Origin of the sequence: Streptomyces sp. AC512_CC834, from assembly GCF_019049325.1 — a bacterium.
In the GTDB taxonomy this organism is placed as follows: Bacteria; Actinomycetota; Actinomycetes; order Streptomycetales; family Streptomycetaceae; genus Streptomyces.
The window spans coordinates 79528-99156 of record NZ_JAGMUO010000039.1; the positions used below are offsets into that span (position 1 = coordinate 79528).

The 19629-nt window shown below is 71.1% G+C and carries 13 protein-coding genes; 11 read left to right on the plus strand and 2 right to left on the minus strand.

Features of this window, described 5'->3' with window-relative positions:
* Together KUM40_RS16745 and KUM40_RS16750 are read right to left on the minus strand one after the other, a co-directional pair.
* Entirely contained in the window at nucleotides 1–759 is a 759-nt protein-coding gene (locus tag KUM40_RS16745) for an AfsR/SARP family transcriptional regulator (protein ID WP_308401170.1), read from the minus strand.
* Nucleotides 760–846: 87 nt separating this feature from the next.
* Entirely contained in the window at nucleotides 847–1137 is a 291-nt protein-coding gene (locus KUM40_RS16750; protein WP_217166769.1) for a helix-turn-helix transcriptional regulator, read from the minus strand.
* A gap of 825 nt (nucleotides 1138–1962) precedes the next feature.
* Here KUM40_RS16750 and KUM40_RS16755 point away from each other — a divergent pair.
* From KUM40_RS16755 to KUM40_RS16805, 11 genes are all read left to right on the plus strand, one after another.
* Nucleotides 1963–2895 carry a 3-oxoacyl-[acyl-carrier-protein] synthase III C-terminal domain-containing protein gene (locus KUM40_RS16755; RefSeq protein WP_217166770.1) on the plus strand — a complete coding sequence of 311 codons (933 nt, stop codon included), beginning with the start codon at nucleotides 1963–1965 and terminating at the stop codon, nucleotides 2893–2895.
* A gap of 40 nt (nucleotides 2896–2935) precedes the next feature.
* Entirely contained in the window at nucleotides 2936–4339 is a 1404-nt protein-coding gene (locus KUM40_RS16760) for an ATP-grasp domain-containing protein (RefSeq protein WP_217166771.1), read from the plus strand.
* On the plus strand, nucleotides 4336–5634 hold the full coding sequence (locus KUM40_RS16765; RefSeq protein ID WP_217166772.1) for a type III PLP-dependent enzyme: 1299 nt from the start codon (nucleotides 4336–4338) through the stop codon (nucleotides 5632–5634). The genes KUM40_RS16760 and KUM40_RS16765 overlap by 4 nt, the downstream gene beginning before the upstream one ends.
* A gap of 25 nt (nucleotides 5635–5659) precedes the next feature.
* Nucleotides 5660–5950 carry an acyl carrier protein gene (locus tag KUM40_RS16770; protein ID WP_217166773.1) on the plus strand — a complete coding sequence of 97 codons (291 nt, stop codon included), beginning with the start codon at nucleotides 5660–5662 and terminating at the stop codon, nucleotides 5948–5950.
* A gap of 2 nt (nucleotides 5951–5952) precedes the next feature.
* Complete coding sequence (locus tag KUM40_RS16775) at nucleotides 5953–6873, plus strand: hypothetical protein (protein ID WP_217166774.1); 921 nt, start codon at nucleotides 5953–5955, stop codon at nucleotides 6871–6873.
* Nucleotides 6848–7489, plus strand: coding sequence for a hypothetical protein (locus tag KUM40_RS16780; protein ID WP_217166775.1), 642 nt, complete (start codon nucleotides 6848–6850; stop codon nucleotides 7487–7489). Before KUM40_RS16775 ends, KUM40_RS16780 begins: the two co-directional genes overlap by 26 nt.
* A complete protein-coding gene (locus KUM40_RS16785) occupies nucleotides 7486–8646 on the plus strand; it encodes an acyl-CoA dehydrogenase family protein (protein ID WP_217166776.1) in 1161 nt (386 codons plus the stop codon). Before KUM40_RS16780 ends, KUM40_RS16785 begins: the two co-directional genes overlap by 4 nt.
* Nucleotides 8643–9371 carry a 4'-phosphopantetheinyl transferase superfamily protein gene (locus KUM40_RS16790; RefSeq protein WP_217166777.1) on the plus strand — a complete coding sequence of 243 codons (729 nt, stop codon included), beginning with the start codon at nucleotides 8643–8645 and terminating at the stop codon, nucleotides 9369–9371. Before KUM40_RS16785 ends, KUM40_RS16790 begins: the two co-directional genes overlap by 4 nt.
* A 163-nt stretch (nucleotides 9372–9534) precedes the next feature.
* Entirely contained in the window at nucleotides 9535–11730 is a 2196-nt protein-coding gene (locus KUM40_RS16795) for an MMPL family transporter (RefSeq protein WP_217166778.1), read from the plus strand.
* Nucleotides 11731–11946: 216 nt separating this feature from the next.
* The gene (gene sbnA, locus KUM40_RS16800; RefSeq protein ID WP_217166779.1) at nucleotides 11947–12984 is read left to right on the plus strand and encodes a 2,3-diaminopropionate biosynthesis protein SbnA; all 1038 of its coding nucleotides are present in this window, start codon (nucleotides 11947–11949) and stop codon (nucleotides 12982–12984) included.
* A 35-nt stretch (nucleotides 12985–13019) separates the two neighbouring features.
* A partial coding sequence (locus KUM40_RS16805) for a non-ribosomal peptide synthetase (RefSeq protein ID WP_254395213.1) occupies nucleotides 13020–19629 on the plus strand: 6610 nt, incomplete at its 3' end.

The following is a 19629-nucleotide window of genomic DNA, read 5'->3' on the forward strand; positions in this document are numbered from 1 at the left end:
TCACAGCGAGGGATCCTGCATCAGGATCGCCTGGTACGTGCTGTGCAGTCGGCGCGACGGCTTGAGGCCGAGTTCGTCGTCGAGCCACTTACGGGTGCGGTGGAAGATACCGATCGCCTCGGACTGCCGCCCACAGCGGTACAGCGCGATCATCAACTGCTCACTGAACCGCTCTCGTTCCGGATACTGCGCGACGAGCTGCTTCAGCTCGGCAACGACGCTCCCCGCCTCGCCGGCCCGGAGCTGAGCCTCGATCAGGTCTTCCCGAGCTGTCTTGCGCTGCTCGTCGAGGCGAAGCGCCACCGCCCGGCACCGCGGTCCGTCGCTCACGTCGAGCAGGGCCGGACCCCGCCACATGGACAGGGACTGTCGCAGCAGATCCGTCGCCTCGTACGGCCGCCCGCCCACCAGGGACGCGCCCTTCTCCGCCATGCGCAGAAAGCGGTGTGCGTCGAGGGCGTCCTCGGGGACGTCGAGCCTGTAGCCGTTGTCGACGGTATGGATGAGGGGCTGGTCAGGATCCTCGAAGCCGAGATCGGCGAGCGACTTGCGCATGCGCTTGACGTTGGCCTGCAGGGCGTTGCGTGTGTTCGTGAGGGGGGCCTCGCCCCACAGTTCGTCGACCAGCTCGTCGAAGGCGATCACCTGACCGGGGTTCAGTGCCAGCATGGTCAGCATGACCCGTATCTTCTTCGCCCGCAGACCGACAGTCCGCTGACCGTTTCCTATCAGCAGCGGGCCCAGTATGGAGATGTACACGAAAATATTCCCATCCCTGTCCACCAATTCAGCCGGCTCACTCCGTAGAGCCCGGCAAGGGAATTACTTGGGAGTTACTCGAACTGTTCAATCATCAATCATGTTTGAGTCGTTCGAAACTGTACTTTCGTACATGAGGTGGTGGGCCTGGGACACCAAGCCCACCTGAAGGCGGGATTCCACTTCCAGCTTGGTCAGAATGCCTGCGACGTGCGCCTTCACCGTGCGCTCCGTGACCTGCAGCCGGGCCGCGATGCCGCGATTGGAGAACCCGTCTCCGAGAAGCCCGAACACCTGCAACTCGCGCTCCGAGAGGGCTTCTACGCGAGCAAGCTCGGCCTCCCAGCGCGCCGACGGCAGACCGTCGCCACCATGCATGGACAAATCCCCCCGATCGCCCCGTTTCCCCCGTCGCGTCCGTCGAAAGTTGACGATTCACCCAATGTGTTGATGGTGAATCAGTCGACTGTTTTCACCGAACGCGCGTCTGAGTGTACAACTCCTTCAACTTTCGGCACAGGAGTCGTTTGACCGATTGGGGGCGCCTGGTGCCGGTCACGGTGAAGGGACCGCCCGTCGAAGGGCGCGGAGGGCGCTGAGAAGGCCCAGTCCGTGTGTGCGTGCGGTGGAGGTGCAGGCCGCGGCTCCGCGCATGCGCACTTACCGGCAACTCTTCCGTACGCCCGAGTTCACTCCGCTGTTCCCCGATTCCGCGGCGGGACTGCCGACGGCGAGCATGTCCGGAGGGCGAGGCCGACGGACATCGCGCTCGCCTTCGTCGCCACCACGGCGGTACTGCTCCGGTGCTTGTTGACCGAGGTCCTTCCCAGGGACGGCTGTCTGCTGTGGCGTTCGGCCTGTCACACGATGAGCGGACTGTTTCGCAATACCGGACACACCGTGGGCGGTGTCCTGGCGGCGGTGCTGTCCCCCGCCTACCGCCTCGGCGCGGCGGGCCCCGCCCCACGTCTTCTTGGCGCCGCGTCCAGCGATGCCGTTCGCGGTCGTCGCCGTGGCCCAACCGGTCTCGCCGGGTGCGGGGACGGCGGTGATGGCCACGGCGTCGGTGGTGGTGACGCCGGGGCCGGCGGGGCGGGGTGGCGGCACGTGGAGGGGGTGGGCCGGGAGTGGTCGGGCCGGCGGCGGTGAGTCGGTCAGCGCAGCGTCAGCTGGGCGTCAGCGGGGGCCGCGAATGTTGTGGGTATGACGTCCATCGTCGCGGTCTCCAGCTTCCTGCCCGACACGATCCCCATCGCTCGGTTCCAGAGGCGACTCGGGCTGTCCGACGTTCAGTTGAGGCGTTACCAGCGCTTCTACGGACTGTCCGAGGTCTGCCGCGACCCGGAGGCGACCGAGACTGAGCTGCTGCTGCGTGCCGCGGCCAAGCTCGCGGAGCTGCGCGGTCAGGAGCAGCGCGTGAAGTACGTCCTCCAGGCGCGTACCATGCCCTCTCCACTGCCTTATCCGCTGACCTCTCTCGGCCCGCTCCAGGCCGAGCTGGGCCTGGAGCACGCGACCGCGTTCGTGGTCTCCCACCACGCCTGCGCCTCCGGCCTGCTCGCCGTCGACATGGCAGGGACCCTGCTCGCCGCCGATCCTGATCCGGACGCCCTCGCCCTCGTCCTCACCGGTGAGAAGGCGTGCACGGCCAAGACCCAGTCCATCCCGGACGTGACCGTGATGGGCGAGGGAACGGCCGCCTTCCTGGTCGGCGCGGACCGGGCGGGCCGTGACCGGATGCTCGGCTACGCGGCCCGTACACACCCGCGGTTCGGCGCCGAGTTCATCATGGGCGACGAGGCGGCCAAGGACTTCCAGGACCTGTACGGGGCGGGACTGCGCGAGGTGATCGGGGCTGCACTGGAGGAGGCGGGCTGCACTCTCGACGAGCTCGCGCTGGTGCTGCCGCACAACGTCAACAAGCTGTCCTGGATCGGCGTCTGCAAGGAACTCCGACTGCCCCTGGAGCGGGTCTTCCTCGACCAGGTGCCGTACACCGGCCACTGCTTCTGCGCGGACCCCTTCATCAACCTTCAGCAGGCCACCGAGCTGGGCCGGCTGCGCCCCGGCGACCGCTACCTGATGACCAGTGTGGGGCTCGGGGCGACCTTCGCGGCGATGGTCTTCGAGCACTGACCACCACGGACACCCCATGAGAATGACGAGGTCGACACCGATGCAACCACCGCCTTCCGGCTTCACCGCGCGTCTGAGGCGCGCCGTCACCGGAGCCGCCGACACCCCCCTGGTGTTCCTGGGCAACTTCGAGGTCGAGAACCAGTGGGCGGTCGGGGAGCCCGCGCTGCCCCGGGTCGGCGCGCACGCCGGCAGCGCGGTCGTCAACCGCATGGACGAGTTCGCGCTGCTGCTCGGCGGCAAGGCCGACCACGTCGTCCTCAAGACGGCCCTGGACGACGGGTACCGCGCCTATCTGGAGGGCCTCGGTCTCGCCCTGCCCACCGTGCATGTGGTCGCCGGCCAGGATCCGCGCCGCACCGTCAGCGAGGACGCCCTCGCCGACCCGGAGCTGCTGCGCACCCTGTCCGCCCTCGCCGCCGACGGCGCCCGGCTGACCGGACACGGCATCTCCACCGTGGAGGAGGAGCTGGCCGAGCGCACGGGACTGCGCCTGGCGGCGCCCGCCGCCGCCGTGTGCAAGCGGGTCAACAGCAAGGTCTACAGCCGTCGGCTGGCCGACGAGTTCGGCATCCGGCAGGCCCGGGGCTGGGCCTGCGAGACGCTGGAGGAACTCGCGGAGGCGTTCGCCGCGGCCGGAGAACTCGTCGCGGCGGGCCGGAAGGTGGTCGTCAAGGACGCGTTCGGGGTGTCCGGCAAGGGCATCGTCGTCCTGGACAGCAAGAAGCGACTCGCGCGCCTGCACCGGATGGCCGTCGCCCAGGCCGAGCGGGCCGCGGGCGACGGCACGGCACCGCGCACCGCACTGGTCGTCGAGGAGTGGGTTGCCAAGCGGGCCGACCTCAACTACCAGTTCACGGTGGGCCAGGACGGTTCCGTGCACTTCGACTTCGTCAAGGAACTGCTCACCGAGGGCGGCGTCCACAAGGGGCACCGCATGCCCGCCCGGCTCACCGGGCCGCAGGTCGCCGAGGTCGCCGAAACCGCCGACCGGCTGGGTGAACGACTCGCTGCCGACGGCTACTTCGGCGTGGTCGGCGTCGACGCCATGGTCGACCCGGACGGCGGCCTCTACCCGGTCGTGGAGATCAACGCCCGGAACAACATGTCGACGTACCAGAGCGTGATCCACGACGTGCTGGCCGGACCCGACGAGGTCGCCGTCGCCCGCCACTTCACCGTACGACCGCGGCGGCCGCTGCCCTTCGCCGAGCTGCGCGAGGTCCTGGACGGGCTGCTGCTGACCGAGCGCGGACCCCGCCCGCGCGGCCTGTTCGTCAACAACTACGCCACGGTGAACGCCGCTGCCGCAGACGCCGGCGCCGACGGCTTCGAGGGCAGGCTCTACGGCGTCCTCGTGGCCGCCTCCGACGCCGAGGTGGCCGCCCTCGACACCGGGATCACCCGCCGTCTCGCGGCCCATACAGATCGGAGCAGCACGTGAGCGTCGCACACGAGGTGCAGGGCATCGGCATCACAGAACTCGCCGAGCAGTACGGCACGCCCCTCTATCTGTACGACGGGGAGGAGATCACCACTCGCTTCCAGGGGCTGCGCGAGCGTCTGCACCCGGCGCTGGAGGTCTTCTACTCCCTCAAGGCCAACCCCAACATCTCCATTTGTGCCCTGCTGCACCGCTGCGGCGCCCGGGCCGAGGTGTCCTCGCTGACCGAGCTGGTCACCGCCCGGCGCGCCGGCGTCGCCCCGCAGGACATCATCTTCCTCGGCCCCGGAAAGTCCCGGGCGGAGCTGGCCGCCTGCCTGGACGAGGACATCCACGCCGTCGTGTGCGAGTCCTTGGACGAACTCGCCCTGATCGACGAGGTGGCACGGGAGAAGTCCGTCACCGCCAGGGTCGCGCTGCGCGTCAATCCGTCCTTCTCCGTGAAGGGCTCGGGCCTGACGATGGGCGGCAAGCCCCGCCAGTTCGGCATCGACGCGGAGCAACTCTTCGCCGAGGGAGCGGAACTGGCCGCCCGCCATCCGGCCGTGCGCCTCATGGGCGTCCAGGTCTACCTGGGCACGCGCATCCTCGGCGAGGACACCGTCGTGGAGAACACCCGGCGCATCCTGGACCTGGCCGAGCGCGTCTCGGCACACCTCGGCTTCCCGCTGGAGACGGTCGACGTCGGCGGCGGCCTGGGCATCGCCTACTTCGACAACGAGAAGGACCTCGACGTCGCCGAGCTCACCGCGCGCCTCAACCCGGTGATCGACGCCTTCGCCGTACGGCACCCGGGCACCCGCATGATCATGGAGCTGGGCCGTTTCCTCGTCGCGACGGCCGGCACCTATGTGACCCGCGTGCGCTACACGAAGACGTCGATGGGCGAGAATTTCGCGGTCACCGACGGCGGCACCAACCACCACATGGCGGCGGTGGGCATCGGCTCCTACGTCAAGCGGAACTTTCCGATCGTCGCCCTGGAACGCCGCGACGAGCCGACGACCGAGACCTGGCACATCACGGGCCCGCTGTGCACCCCGAACGACGTCGTCGGCAAGAAGGTGCCCATGCCGCGGCTGAGGGCCGGTGAGCTGGTGGGCGTGGAGCGCTCAGGCGCCTACGGGCCCACCGCCTCGCCCGTGCACTTCCTCAGCCACGGCTACCCGGCAGAGGTGCTCGTCCTGGACGGACGGGCGCACCTCGTCCGAGAGCGCGACGACGTCGAGGCGATGCTCGGCCGCCAGCGACTGTACGTGTCCCCGGGCGCCGAGCACCACGACCCGCAGCACTGAACCGACGAGCAGGGAGAACACCGAGATGACCGAGAGCACCGAGAACACCGCAGTCGTGGACGGCGCCGAGCGCGAGCGCTGTGTCGACGCCGTCCGCAAGGGCCTCAGCGAGGTCCTGAACAAGGACGTCTCCGAGGCCGAGGACGGCGTGCGCCTCTTCGGCGAGCTGGGGCTCGACTCCAGCAGCGCGCTGGAACTGCTCATCACCATCGAGGAGATCCTCGACGTGCAGTTCGACGCCGAGGACCTGGAGATGACGCACTTCGAGACGGTGGGCTCGCTCGCCGACTTCGTGGCCACGGAAGCGGGCGCCTGAGCATGTTCCGCACGGCAGCGCCCGTACGGCCGCAGCCGGGTGCGGCCTCCGGTCCGCCGGTCGTTCCCAGGCTGGTGCGGGCGGCCCGCTACGCGCCTTCCGCTCCGGTCACCGGCCATGTGCCGGTGCCCGAACTGGAGGAGTTCTACGCGGAGCTGGGCGCCCCGTACGGGGTGCCCTTCGACCGCGAGGGGTACGCCGACTCGGCCCGCCGCACCTCCGTGGAACTGGCGTTCGGGGCGCTCGACGCGCTGGGCGAGCTGCCCGCCGAACAGGCTCCGGAACTGGTCGTGGTCGCCTACACCACCCCCGACTTCCACCACGCGGAGCTGGTCGCGTCGTGCGTGAAGGGACGCCTGCCGGGCGAACCCCTCGCCTTCGCGCTCTCCGACCAGGGGCCGCTCACCGCGTTCAGCGCGCTTCGAGTCGCGGTGGAGTATGCCCGGCGCTGTGGCTTCGGGCGGCTGCTCGTGCTGGTCGTGGACCAGAGCACGCAGCCGTTCGCGGTGCCGGACGCGGCGGCGGCCGTGCACAGGGACTGCGCGGTGGCGCTGCTGCTGGAGTGGGGTGGGGGCGCGGCCGCCGTAGGGGGCATGGCGCAGGGGCCACTGGCGGCGCCGGACCTGTTCGCCGGGTGGGACCCGGGGGCGGGGGTTGTGGCGGGGGCGGGTCTCGCCGACGCCGACTGTCCCTCGCCGTCGCCCGATGTCCGGTTGGCGACCGCCGGACCCGGACTGCCGTGCACCGGCGTCTGGGCCGCGCTGCTGGACGTGGTGAGCCGTGGGTTCGCCGGGCCGGTGGTGGTCGCCGACTACGACCCGGGGCGGGGCCTGCTGGCGTACAACATGCTGGACTGCACTGCTGTCGAACTTCCGACACGGGGGAATGAGGAATCCGATGACGGTTCCGGCCGACGTGCGTGAGCACTGCCGGGAGGCGCGCGACCACGCGCGCACGGACGGACTGGTGCCCGCGCTGACTCTTCTCACGCGGGCCCTGTCGCCGAAGGCACCACCGCGCGGGCCGCGAGGGCACGCCGTGCTGCCGAAGGAACTGCTCGACGAGTTCGCGGCGATGGAGGCCGAGGGCGACGAGCACCGGGAGGACGACGTGCCGGTGCCCGGTCTCACCGTGCTGCGGTCCAGTGGGGCCGGGGCGCCGGACGGGCCCGAGCCGCAGCTCTGGGGCGCGGGGCTGGCCTGGCTGCGGCTCGGCATGTCCGAGCGGCTGCGGGAGGCCTGCATGGCCCATCTCGGGGCCCGGCAGGTCGAGGGCACCTCGCTGCTGATGCAGCAGATGGTCAAGGGCGCGCTCGCCGACGTGCTGATCGACCATCTGGAGGTCGAGGGCGTGCTGTCGGAACTCACCGACGGTTCCGGCGACGACCGCGTCCTGGACCGTCTCCAGGACCAGATCACCCGTGCCGACCGCACCCTGCTGCGGCTGTTCGGCGCCCACGGCTTCACCCAGGACGGTCCGGGCCCCACGGCACATGCCTCGGAGCTGCTCGCCGACGTCTATCGCGGGGAGGACGCGTGATCGGCCTGCCCGTCTCGCTCGCCACGACCCAGGAGTACGTGCGGCACTGGGCCGGGGACCTGCGGGCGCACGCCCTCGAGCTCGATCGCGACCCGGACGCCATCCACCGGTGCCTGGACCTGCCCGCCGTGCGGTTTCTGGCCGGGCACGAGGTGCCGCCGGGGTGGGACCGGGTGAGTACGGCCGCCGGCAGCGGTCCCGTGCACGGGCTGCCCACCCTGGAAAGGGTACTGGTGAGCGAGGAGCTGGCCCGGGGGGACGCCGGCATGATGCTGGCCTCGCCGGGCGCCTCCATGTGCGGGGTGCTGCTCGGGGTCCTGGGCAGCCAGGAGCAGCGGGACTGGGTGTACGGCAGGCTCGACGAGCGCCCCCGCTGGACCTGTTTCGCTCTGACCGAGCCCGAACGCGGCTCCGCCATCGGCGAGATGACCGCCACGCTCACCCCGGACGGCGACGGCGGCTACCTCCTCGACGGCGCGAAGCGGTACGTCGGCAATGCCGCACGTGCCGACGTCGGCGCCGTCTTCGCACGCGTCGCCGGAACCGAGCGGCTCGGCGTGCTGGCGGTCCTGGTCGACACCGCGGACCCCGGCTTCCGTGCCGAGCTGCTGTCCACGGTGGGGCTGCGCGGTGCCCAGCTCACGCACATCACGCTGGACTCGGTGCGGGTGCCCGCCGAGCGGGTGCTGGGCACGCATCTGCCGCCGACCCGGCGTGGCATGTGGAGCATCGTCACTGTCTTCAACCAGCTCAGGCCCAGCGTGGCCGCCATCGCCCTGGGCATCGCCCGCGCCGCCCACGAGTACGTCGCCGAGCACCGACGGCTGCTGCGCGGCCGGGAACGGGAGACGCACGAGGATCTCGGCCGCCGCGTCGACGCCGCCCGGCTGCTGACCTACCGGGCCGCGCTCGCCGTGGACCGGCGGCCGTCGGCCGGGCACCTCGCCTCGGCCGCGAAGGCCCGCGCCTGCGAGCTCGCCGAGGACGTGACCCTCGCGGCGCCCCGCTTCTTCGGCCCCGGCGCCCGGCTCGACCATCCGCTGCTGGAGAAGCTGGCAAGAGACGCCCGGGGCGTGGAGTTCATGGAAGGCACGCGGAACATCCAGAAACTGAATCTTTTTCAGGGGCTGCACAGCCGGAAGGTGGGCGGGCGGTGACGGCCGAGGTGGAGGTCTGGCGCATTCCGCTTTCCGGCGCACCGGAGCCGGAAGCGGAAGATCGCGATTCCGCTCTCGAAGAGCTACTGGACGACGACGAGAGATCCCGGGCCCGGATGGGAAAAGTCCCGGGAATGCGGCGCCGGTTCGTGCGGTCCCATGCCGCGGCCCGGATCATCATCGGCGCCCGACTGGGCCGGGCTCCGCGGGCGGTGCGCTTCACCCGCGGGCGCTGGGGCAAGCCCTTGGTCGAAGACGCCGGCGGGGTGCACTTCAGCCTGTCCCACTCGGGCGAGACGGCCCTGCTGGCACTGGCGCCGCGACCGGTCGGCGTGGACGTGGAGCTGACCCGGGCCGACCTGGACGCCGGTCGACTGGCCAGGCGTTTCTTCCCCCAACGGGAGCGGGAGTTGGTGGAGCGGGCCGGGCACGGCGCCTTCGTGCGGCTGTGGACCAGAAAGGAGGCGTGCGTGAAAGCCGCGGGTGCCCGGCTCACCCAGGGCATGGGCGTGCCGGTGGCCCATACGGCGCCCCAGGCCGTCGTGCACGATCCGACGGGTCCTCTCCAAGGCCCGTGGCGGGTAGTCGATTTGGCACTACCCGCCCGATATGCGGGGGCCGTGGCCTTGCTGGGTGACGGCCCCTTTTCCGTGTCGCCCCGGATGTGGTACGACATGCTGGCGGAGGAATCCGATGTCATGTCAGCCATCCTGGGTGTCAAGTAGAAGAAACTCCCCCTCGAATCGGAGTACTTTTACCCGTGATCGCGCGCCGGAACATCAGTAGGTTTTCTCCCGGCAAGAGAGCGCGGTAATCGCCGGCCGGAATTTCACACCGAGGCGTGTGTCCGTGATCACGGGCAGTTTATTCGAGAAGGGGAAAGCAATCGTGGGAGGCAGGAACCTGATCACCAGGGCCGCTCGCTGGAGCGCCGTCCACCCCTGGTCGGCGATGACGCTCTGGGTCGTCTTCGTCCTGGGCGCCCTGGTGGTCGGAGGAATGACCGGTACACGGTCGGCGACCGTCTCGGACCTGGCCATCGGGCAGTCCGGACGCGCCGCCGAGATAGCCAAGGACGGCGGCCTGGAGAGCCGCGCGGTGGAGAACATCCTGGTCACGCCGTACGAGGGGAAGCTCGACCAGGGCAAGGCACGGGCGGCGGCAGAGGAGGCGGCGGACGCGCTGCGGGACGCGAAGGGCGTCACCTCGATCGGCGAGCCCGTCCCCGCACCGGACGGCTCGGCCCTGCTGGTCCCGGTGACGCTCGGCGGCGACCCGGAGACCGCGGGCGACCGGGTGCAGCCACTGCTCGACAAGGTCGCGAAGGCCGGCGACGCCCATTCCGGCGTCAGGGTCGAACTCGTGGGCGCCGGCTCGATCAAGGCCGGGCTCGACGACATGCTGTCCGAGGACCTGGGCAGGGCGACGGGGCTGAGCCTTCCGGTGACGCTGGTCGTCATGGTGTTCGTCTTCGGCGCGATCGTCGCCGCGAGCGTCCCCGTCATCCTGGGCATCTCGTCCGTGCTGGCCGGCCTCGGCCTGTGGGGCGTGGCCTCCCAATTCGTCGCCGACCCGGGCCCGGTGACCCACATCATCGTCCTGATGGGCATGGCCATCGGTGTCGACTACTCGCTCTTCTACCTCAAGCGGCAGCGCGAGGAGCGCGCCCTGGGCGCCGACAACATCGACGCCATCGAGATCGCCTCCGCCACCTCAGGTCACTCCGTGATGGTCTCCGGTGTGGTCGTCATGGTCTCCATGGGCGCCCTCTACCTCGCCGGGCACATCGCCTTCGAGTCGATGGCGACCGGGGCGGTACTCGTCGTCGCCATCGCGATGCTCGCCTCGCTGACCGTGCTGCCGGCCATGCTCTCCAAGTTCGGCCGCTACCTGGACCGGCCGCGGGTGCCGCTGGTGTGGCGGCTCACGCAGCGCGCCGGCGCCAAGCCGCGCCTGTGGTCGGTGATGCTCAAGCCGTCCCTGCGGCACCCGGCCATCGCCCTGGTGCTCTCCGTGGGCGCGCTCCTCGCCCTCGCCGTGCCCGCCCTCGACCTGAAGCTGAAGGCCACCGGCATCGACGACCTGCCCAGGTCCATCCCCGCGATGCAGGCCAACGAGCGGCTGACCGCGTCCTTCCCGAGCCAGGCCGACACCCACACCGTCGCCGTACGCGTGCCCGCAGGTGCGGCCGAGCGGATGCACGACGCCGTCACCGCGCTCGTCGAACGCACCCAGCACTCCGACCTGTTCGTGCACACCCCGGCACCCGAGGTGCGCACCTCCAAGGACGGTACGGTCGTGACCGTCGCCGTCGGCACCCGCTTCGACAGCAGCTCCGACAAGGCACGCCAGTCCTTGAAGGCCCTGCGCGAGGACATCGCCCCGCAAACCCTCGGAAAGGTCACGGGCGCCGAGTTCGCCGTGGGCGGCAGCGACGTGGCGTACGACGTGGACTACCGGGCCAACGTCGTCGACAAGATGCCCTGGGTGCTCGGAGTGGCGCTGCTGCTGACCTTCCTGGTCATGGCGACAGCGTTCCGCTCGATCACGCTCGCGTTGATCACGGTGGTGCTCAACGTGCTGTCGGCAGTGGCCTCGTTCGGCCTGCTGGCGCTGATCTTCCAGCGGACCTGGGCCGAGGACCTGCTGAACTTCGAGTCCACCGGCCGGGTGGTGGCCTGGCTTCCGCTGATGCTGTTCGTGATCCTGCTCGGCCTGTCGATGGACTACCACGTCTTCGTCGTCAGCCGGATCAGGGAGGCGGCGCGCGGCGGGCTGCCCATCCGTGAGGCCGTCGAGCAGGGCATCACACGCACCGCCGGCGTCGTCACGAGCGCCGCCGTGGTGATGGTCAGTGTGTTCGCGCTGCTCGCCTCGCTGAGCTTCATCGAGATGAAGCAGATGGGCGTGGGCATGGCCTGCGCGGTACTCCTCGACGCCACGCTCATCCGGATCGTCGTCCTGCCGTCGGTGGTCACGCTGCTCGGCTGGAAGACCTGGTGGCCCTCGCGGCTGGCGCACCAGAACGAGGCTCGGCCGCCGCGGACTCCGGCGGTGCTGGCGGAGCGGGCGCCGATGCTCTGACGGCGGCGGAACACAGCTCAGGGGACGGCCCTCAGGGCCGTCCCCTTCCGTCGTCCCGCACGAACTCCGTGCTGCGCAAGGACCGCAGGGGCTCTCCCCGGGGCCCTGTTTCCGACCGCCCTTCCCGGCCCCGTCAGCAACCCGTCAGCACCTCGTCAGCGTCCGGCGACAGGCTTGGCAGCGAGGCTCATTCGTCGCCGAAGGCCAGGAGTGCCAGTGCCGGTTATATCCGCGTCGCATGAATTCGATGTCAGCGACCTCTTCGTGAATCTGCAACCGTTCTTCGGGCGTCGTCTCTTTCTCAAGGTCGAGGGATTCAACTTCGCCGGATCCATCAAACTCAAGGCGGCCCGGGAGATGGTCGCGCAGGCGGAGGCCGCGGGTGTGCTCGGACCCGGCGCGACCCTGGTGGAGTCCTCGTCCGGCAACATGGGCGTCGCCCTGGCCCTGCTCGCCGCGAGCCGCGGATTCAGGTTCCTGTGCGTCACCGACTCCCGCTGCAACGCCGTCACCCGGCGCACCATGGAGTCGCTCGGCGCCGAGGTGCACGTCATCACCGAGCCGCACGCCACCGAGGGCTTCCTCGGCGCCCGGATCCGCCACGTCAAGGCACTGCTGGCCGCCGACGACAAGAAGGTCTGGCTCAACCAGTACCTCAGCCCCGGCAACTGGATGGCTCACTACCGCACCACCGCACCCGCCATCGCCCGCCAGTTCCCCGACCTGAACGTGCTGTTCGTCGGGGCGGGCACCACGGGCACCCTGATGGGCTGCGCCCGCTACTTCCGGGAGCGGCGACCCTCGGTGCGGGTGGTCGCCGTCGACAGCGTCGGCTCGGTCACCTTCGGCGCCCCCGCAGCCACCCGGCACATCCCGGGCCTCGGTACCAGCGTGCGGCCCGCGCTGCTCGACGAGTCCCTGGTCGACGCCGTGGTGCATGTTCCGGAGACGGCCACCGTGCGCACCTGCCGGGAGCTGATGCGGCACGGATTCTCCTTCGGTGGCTCCACGGGAACGGTCGTGACCGGCGCCCTCGACTGGCTCTCCGAACAATACGGAGACCTTGCATCCGGCATTCGGGAACAGGTGACCGCCGTCACCATTTCGCCGGACCTGGGTGAGCGCTATATGGACACCGTTTACCACGACGAGTGGGTACAGAATTCTCTCGGCCTGAAAAGGCTCACGGACAGCGTCGAAGAGGCACGGTCGGGGACAGAAATAGCCGCTGGACTCGAATCGGTTTCCGGCTGAACGGCAAGCGGAACAGTTGGTTGGGGGAAATGGGAATGACCGAGAACAACGCGATGACGCCGAACCGGGGCGCCGTCCTCCCGCTCACCGCGGCACAGGCCGAGATCTGGTTCGACGAGCAGTTCGCCACCGGCCCGCTCGGCTACAACATGGCCGACTACATCGACCTGCGCGGACCGGTCGACGCGGACCTGCTGGGCCGGGCCCTCGGCCGCCTGGGCCATGAGGCCGAGGGGCTGCGCGTGCAGTTCGTCGAGGAGGACGGCGCCCCGGGGCAGATCATCCGGCCGCTCGCCCAGCTTCCGCTGAAGCACCTCGACTTCAGCGGCGAGACCGAGCCGCTCACGGCCGCCGGGGCGTGGATGCGAGCCGACCACGCCGAGCCCCTGAAGGTCACCGACTTCCCGCTGTTCCGCGGCGCCCTGATCCGGCTCGGCCCGGAGCGCCACCTGCTCTATCTGTGCATGCACCACATCCTGGCCGACGGGTTCAGCCGCGCGCTGCTCTATCCGAAGCTCGCCGCCCTCTACACCCGGCTCGCCGCCGGCACGGACGCGCGCGACCTCGACGCCGACGCCATACCCGCCTTCCATCGCCTGCTGGACGCCGAGCGCGACTACCTCGACTCGCCGCACGTCGAACGCGACCGCGCGCACTGGACCGCACGCCTCACCGCCGGCGCACGCGGTCCGGCACCCGAACTCGTCTCCCTCTCCACACGGCAGCCCGCCCCCGGCCGCAGCGCGCTGCGACACACCGCACGTCTCTCCGCCGAGACCACCGGCGCTCTGCACGCACTCGCCCGGGAAGGCAAGGTCACCCTGCCGGTCGTCCTGGTCGCCGCCGCCGCCGCCTACACCCAGCGCGCCACCGGAGTCGACCGCCCCCTGCTCACCCTGCCGGTGACCGGCCGGGTCGGCGCCGCCAGCCGCGAGATCCCCGGCATGCTCGCCAACTACCTGCCGCTCACCGTGCCGGTGCGCCCCGACGCCACGCGCACCCAACTGCTGCGCCAGGCCTGGGTGGAGGTTTCGGGCGCCCTGAAGCACCAGCGCTACCGAGGCGACCGCATCCGCCGGGACGTCGGTCTGCGCACCGACGACCGGCGTCCCTTCGGACCGTTCATCAACGTCCTCAACCAGGACCCGGCCCTCGAGTTCGCCGACGCCTGCCACGGCACGGTCGTCAACCTGTCCACCGGCATCGTCAACGACCTCATCATCACCGTCCTGAACACCGCGGACGGGACGATGGAGATCCACCTCGACGGCAATCCGGAGTTGTACACCTCGGCGGAGCTCGCCGCCCACCTGGCCCGTTTCGAGGCCTTCCTCGGCGCGCTCGCCACGCTGCCCGCCGACCGGCCCGTCGGCCGGATCGGACTGGGCGCCCCCGACGAGCCGCTCGGCCTGCTCGGCACCTGGGACCGCGACGCCGAACAGGCGGCGTACGAGGGACTCGTGGAGCGGGTACGAGTCGTAGCCGCCACCTCGCCCGACACGGTCGCCGTCTCCGACGGCACGCAGAGCGTCACCTACGGCCAACTGACGACCCGCGCCGCCGGCGTGGCCGCGCGCCTGCGCGCCGCCGGCATGGAACCGGGCGCCGTGGTCGCCATGTGCGCCGACCCCGGGGTGCCGTTCGTGGCGGGTGTGCTGGGTGTGCTGGGGGCCGGCGGTGCCTATCTGCCGCTGGACCCGACGGCTCCCGCCGCGCGCAACGCCGGCCTGCTCCGGGACAGCGGCGCCCGCCACCTGCTGATGGGGACCGCCTACGAGGCACAGGCCCGTGAGGTCGCGGACGTCGTCGCCCTCCCACTCGCCGATCCCGTGGACGCCGCCTGCGACGCCGGACTCCCCGCGATCGGGCATGCCTCGGATCTGGCGTATGTGATGTTCACGTCGGGTTCGACGGGTCGTCCGAAGGGGGCGATGGTGTCGCGGTCGGGGATGGTCAATCACCTGTGGGCGAAGGTGGGGGATCTGGATCTGGTCGCGGGTGAGGTGGTGGTGCAGAACGCGCCGTTGACCTTCGATGTGTCGGTGTGGCAGATGCTGGCTCCGCTGCTGGTGGGTGGTCGGGTGCGGGTGTCGGGTGCGGAGTTGGCGGCGGATCCGGCGGGGTTGTTCGCGGTGGTGCGTGAGGAGGGGGTGGCGGTGCTGGAGGTCGTCCCCTCGTTGCTGCGGGCGGTGTTGGATGCGTGGGATCTGGACGGGCGGGTGCCCGGGCTGCCGGGTCTGCGCTGGTTGATGGTGACGGGTGAGGCGTTGCCGGGTGATCTGTGTGAGCGGTGGCTTGCGCGTTTTCCGGGTGTTCCGTTGATGAACGCGTATGGTCCGACGGAGTGTTCGGATGATGTGACGCATGCGGTGGTCCGGGCGGGGGACGTTCTCGGTGGGCGGGTGCCGATCGGTGGGGCGGTGCGCAACACGCGGTTGTACGTTCTCGGTGACGAGTTGCAGCCGGTTCCGGTGGGTGTGCCGGGTGAGCTGTATGTGGGTGGGGCCGGTGTCGGGCGTGGTTATCTGGACGATCCGGCGCGTACGGCGGGGACGTTCATGGCGGATCCGTTCGCGGGGTCCGGTACGCGGATGTACCGGACGGGTGACCGGGTGGTGCAGCGTCCCGACGGGCAGTTGGAGTTCCTCGAGCGGCGCGACCATCAGGTCAAGATCCGCGGACGACGCGTCGAACTCGGCGAGATCGAGGCTGCCGTCCGAGGGCTCGACCAGGTCACCGACGCCGCTGTGGCCGTCGTACCGGACGCCTCCGGCAGTCCGCGCCTGGTCGGCTACCTGACCGGTCCTCGCGTGGACGCCGGGCACGTGCGTGACGAGCTGGCCCAGTTGCTGCCCGCCTACATGATCCCGGTGACATGGCTGGTCCTGGACGCCCTGCCGCTCACCCCGAACGGCAAGCTCGACCGCAAGGCCCTGCCCAAGCCCGCCCTCGCCGGACAGCAGGCGGTGCGCGGGCCGCGCACCGAGCGGGAGCGGGTGCTGTCCGGGATCTTCCGGGACGTACTCGGCACCGCGGAGGCCGGGGTCGACGAGGACTTCTTCGCGCTCGGCGGCGACAGCATCCGCTCCATCCAGGTCGTCAGCCGCGCCCGCGCGGCCGGCCTCGCCCTGACCACGCGGGACGTGTTCGAGCACAAGACCGTCGCTGCCCTGGCCCGGATCGCGAGCGGCGCCGACGCCGACACCGACGCCGTGCGCGTGCCGGCGGTCGACGGGGGAGTGGGGGCGTACGACCTCACCCCGATCATGGGCCAGCTCCACGAGGACACCCGAGACCTCACCGGCCCCGTCGTCAAGTACAGCCAGCACGTCGTCGTGCACGTCCCCGCGAGTCTGGACGCCGATCTGCTGGACGCCGCCCTGCACGCGGTGGTCGACCACCACGACGCCCTGCGCACCCGAGCCGGCGAACCGGCGCCCGGACTGTGGCACATGGAGGTGCTCCCGCGCGGTGCGCTGGACGGCACCCTGCTGACGGCGACCGCGGCGGCGGGCGGTGCGGACGGCAACGACCTCCTCGCCTTCGCCGAGCGGCAGGCCGCCGCCGCCCGTGCCCGGCTCGCCCCGTCCGAGGCCGTCATGATCCAGGCGGTGCTGATCGCACCCGCGCCCGGCGCGGAGACCGGGCTGCTGGTGCTGTGCGGCCATCACCTCGTCGTCGACGGCGTGTCCTGGCGCATCCTGCTGCCCGACCTGGCGGCCGCCTGCGCGGCGCTCGCCGAGGGCCGCACGCCCGGCCTCGCCCCCGTCGGCACCTCGTACCGCGACTGGTCACGGCTGCTCACCGAACAGGCCCGCACCGAGGTGCGCGGCACCGAACTCGCCCTGTGGCAGCGCGTCCTGGACGGCCCGGACCCGCTGGTCGGTACCCGGCGCCTCGACCCCGTCAAGGACGTCTACGGCACCCGGCGCACCCTGCGTCTCGAACTGGGCCCCGAGGTCACCGGACCGCTGCTCACCCACGTTCCCGCGGCCTTCCACGCGGAGGTCAACGACGTCCTGCTGACCGGGCTGGCCCTGGCCGTCGCCGACTGGCGCCGCAGACACGGTCACACCCACTACGCCCAGACCCTGATCGAGCTGGAGGGCCACGGCCGCGAGCAGCTCACCGACAGCCTGGATCTGTCCCGTACCGTCGGCTGGTTCACCAGTGCCTTCCCGGTCCGCCTCGACCCCGGTGACCTCGACTGGGACGAGGTGTGGGCGGGCGGCCCCGCCCTGGCCACCGCACTGAAGCGGGTCAAGGAACAGCGGCGTGCCCTGCCCGACCGGGGTGTCGGCCACGGCCTGCTGCGCTACCTCAACCCGCACGCTGCCCGTGTCCTCGCCACGTACGACCGGCCGCAGCTCGGCTTCAACTACATGGGCCGCTTCGACGCCCGCGAGAACAGGCTGTGGGAACCCGCCGGCGGTGACGGCGTCGTCGGCACCGGCGCCCACCCCGGCATGCCGCTGCCGCATCTGATCGACGTCACCCCGGCGACCGAGGACCGCCATGACGGACCGTATCTGATCGCCAACTGGGCGTGGGCCGGGCAGACGGTCGCCGAGGAGGACGCCCGGGACATCGCCGAGACCTGGTTCCGCACGCTCGGCCTGCTCGTCCGGCACTACGCCGGACCCGGCGTGGGCGGCCGTACCCCCTCCGACCTGCCGCTGGTGGATCTGGCGCAGGACGAGATCGAGGCGTACGAGGCCGAACTCGCCGACGCGGGCACGGCCCTGACCGACGTCCTGCCGCTCACGCCGCTCCAGCAGGGCATGCTCTTCCACGCGGACTACGACCGCGAGGCGACGGACGTCTACACCCTCCAGATCGTCGCCGAGCTGGAAGGCGACCTCGAACCCGCCGTCCTGCGCGCCGCCGGCCAGGCGCTCCTCGACCGGCACCCGAACCTGCGCGCGGCCTTCCGGGCCCGGCCCACCGGCGACCCCGTGCAGATCGTCCCCGACCGTGCCGAACTGCCGTGGCAGGAGGCCGATCTGCGCGACCTGCCGGAGCCGCGGCGCACCGCCGAACTCGACCGGATCACCGAGGCCGAGCGCACTCGCCGCTTCGACCTGGCCGCCGCGCCCCTGCTGCGTTTCGCGCTCGTCACCCATGGCGAGGGGCGGCACCGCTTCATCTGGACGAGCCACCACATCCTCGTTGACGGCTGGTCGATGCCGCTGCTGGTGCGGGAACTGTTCGCCCTGTGCCGTACCGACGCGGACGGCAGCCTCCTGCCCGACCCGGCGTCCTACCGCTCCTACCTCGCCTGGCTGGCCGGCCAGGACCGTGCCGCGGCCCGGGCGGCCTGGCGCGGAGCCCTCGACGGCGTCGACACGCCGACGCTGCTCGCCCCGGCGGACCCCGACCGCGCCCCGGTGCTGCCGTACGCCGTACGGGCCGAGGTGCCGCGTGAGCTGACCGCCACCCTGTCCGACTGGGCCCGCTCCCAGGGCCTCACCCTCAACACCGTCGTGCAGGGCTGCTGGGCGCTGCTGCTGGGCCGGCTCACCGGGCGCCAGGACGTCGTCTTCGGCGCCGTCACCTCCGGCCGCCCGGCCGAGGTGCCCGACGTCGAGTCGATGATCGGCATGTTCCTCACGACCGTGCCGGTCCGCGTCCGGCTGCATCCCGGCGCCTCCCTGGCCGAGCATCTGCGCACCGTTCAGGACCAGCAGACCGCGCTGCTGCCGCACGAGCACCTGGGCCTCGCCGACATCCACAAGGCCGCCGGTCTCCCCGGCGAGGTCTTCGACACCGTGGTCCTCTTCGAGAACTTCCCCCTGGACGGGGCCGGCCCCGACGAAGGGGCCGACGGCACACGGGTGCTGCTCACCGAGGCCAGGGACGCCCGCCACCACCCGCTGAGCATGGCGGTCTTCCCCGGCGACGCCCTGACCCTGCGGCTCGACTACGCGCCGGACCTGTTCACGAGCTCCGACGTCGAGCGCATCGCCCTGATGTTCCAGCACCTCCTGCGCACCGTCGCCGACCGCCCGGCCCTGCCGCTCGCCCAGGTCGATCTGACCGCACCGGCCACGATCGCCGGAGCCGGCACACCCGGTGAACTCGGCGGTCTGCTCGGCACCTGGGACCCCTCGGTCCCCGAGGAGAGCCTCGGCGTCGTGGAACGGGTACGCGCGGTGGCCGACCGCATCCCCGACGAGACCGCGGTGACGGACGCCGCCGGGTCCCTGACCTACCGCGAACTGATCGAGGCGGCCGGCGGTCTCTCGGCCCGCCTCGCCACGGCCGGTGTGACAACCGGCTCGGTGGTCGCCATGTGCGCCGACCCCGGGGTGCCGTTCGTGGCGGGTGTGCTGGGTGTGCTGGGGGCCGGCGGTGCCTATCTGCCGCTGGACCCGGCGGCTCCCGCCGCGCGCAACGCCGGCCTGCTCCGGGACAGCGGCGCCCGCCACCTGCTGATGGGGACCGCCTACGAGGCACAGGCCCGTGAGATCGCGGGCGGCGTCACCGTCCTGAGCCTGGAGGACTCCCTCACCGACCGGGCCGTGCCGCCCGCTGTCGGCGGTGGCCTGGATCTGGCGTATGTGATGTTCACGTCGGGTTCGACGGGTCGTCCGAAGGGGGCGATGGTGTCGCGGTCGGGGATGGTCAATCACCTGTGGGCGAAGG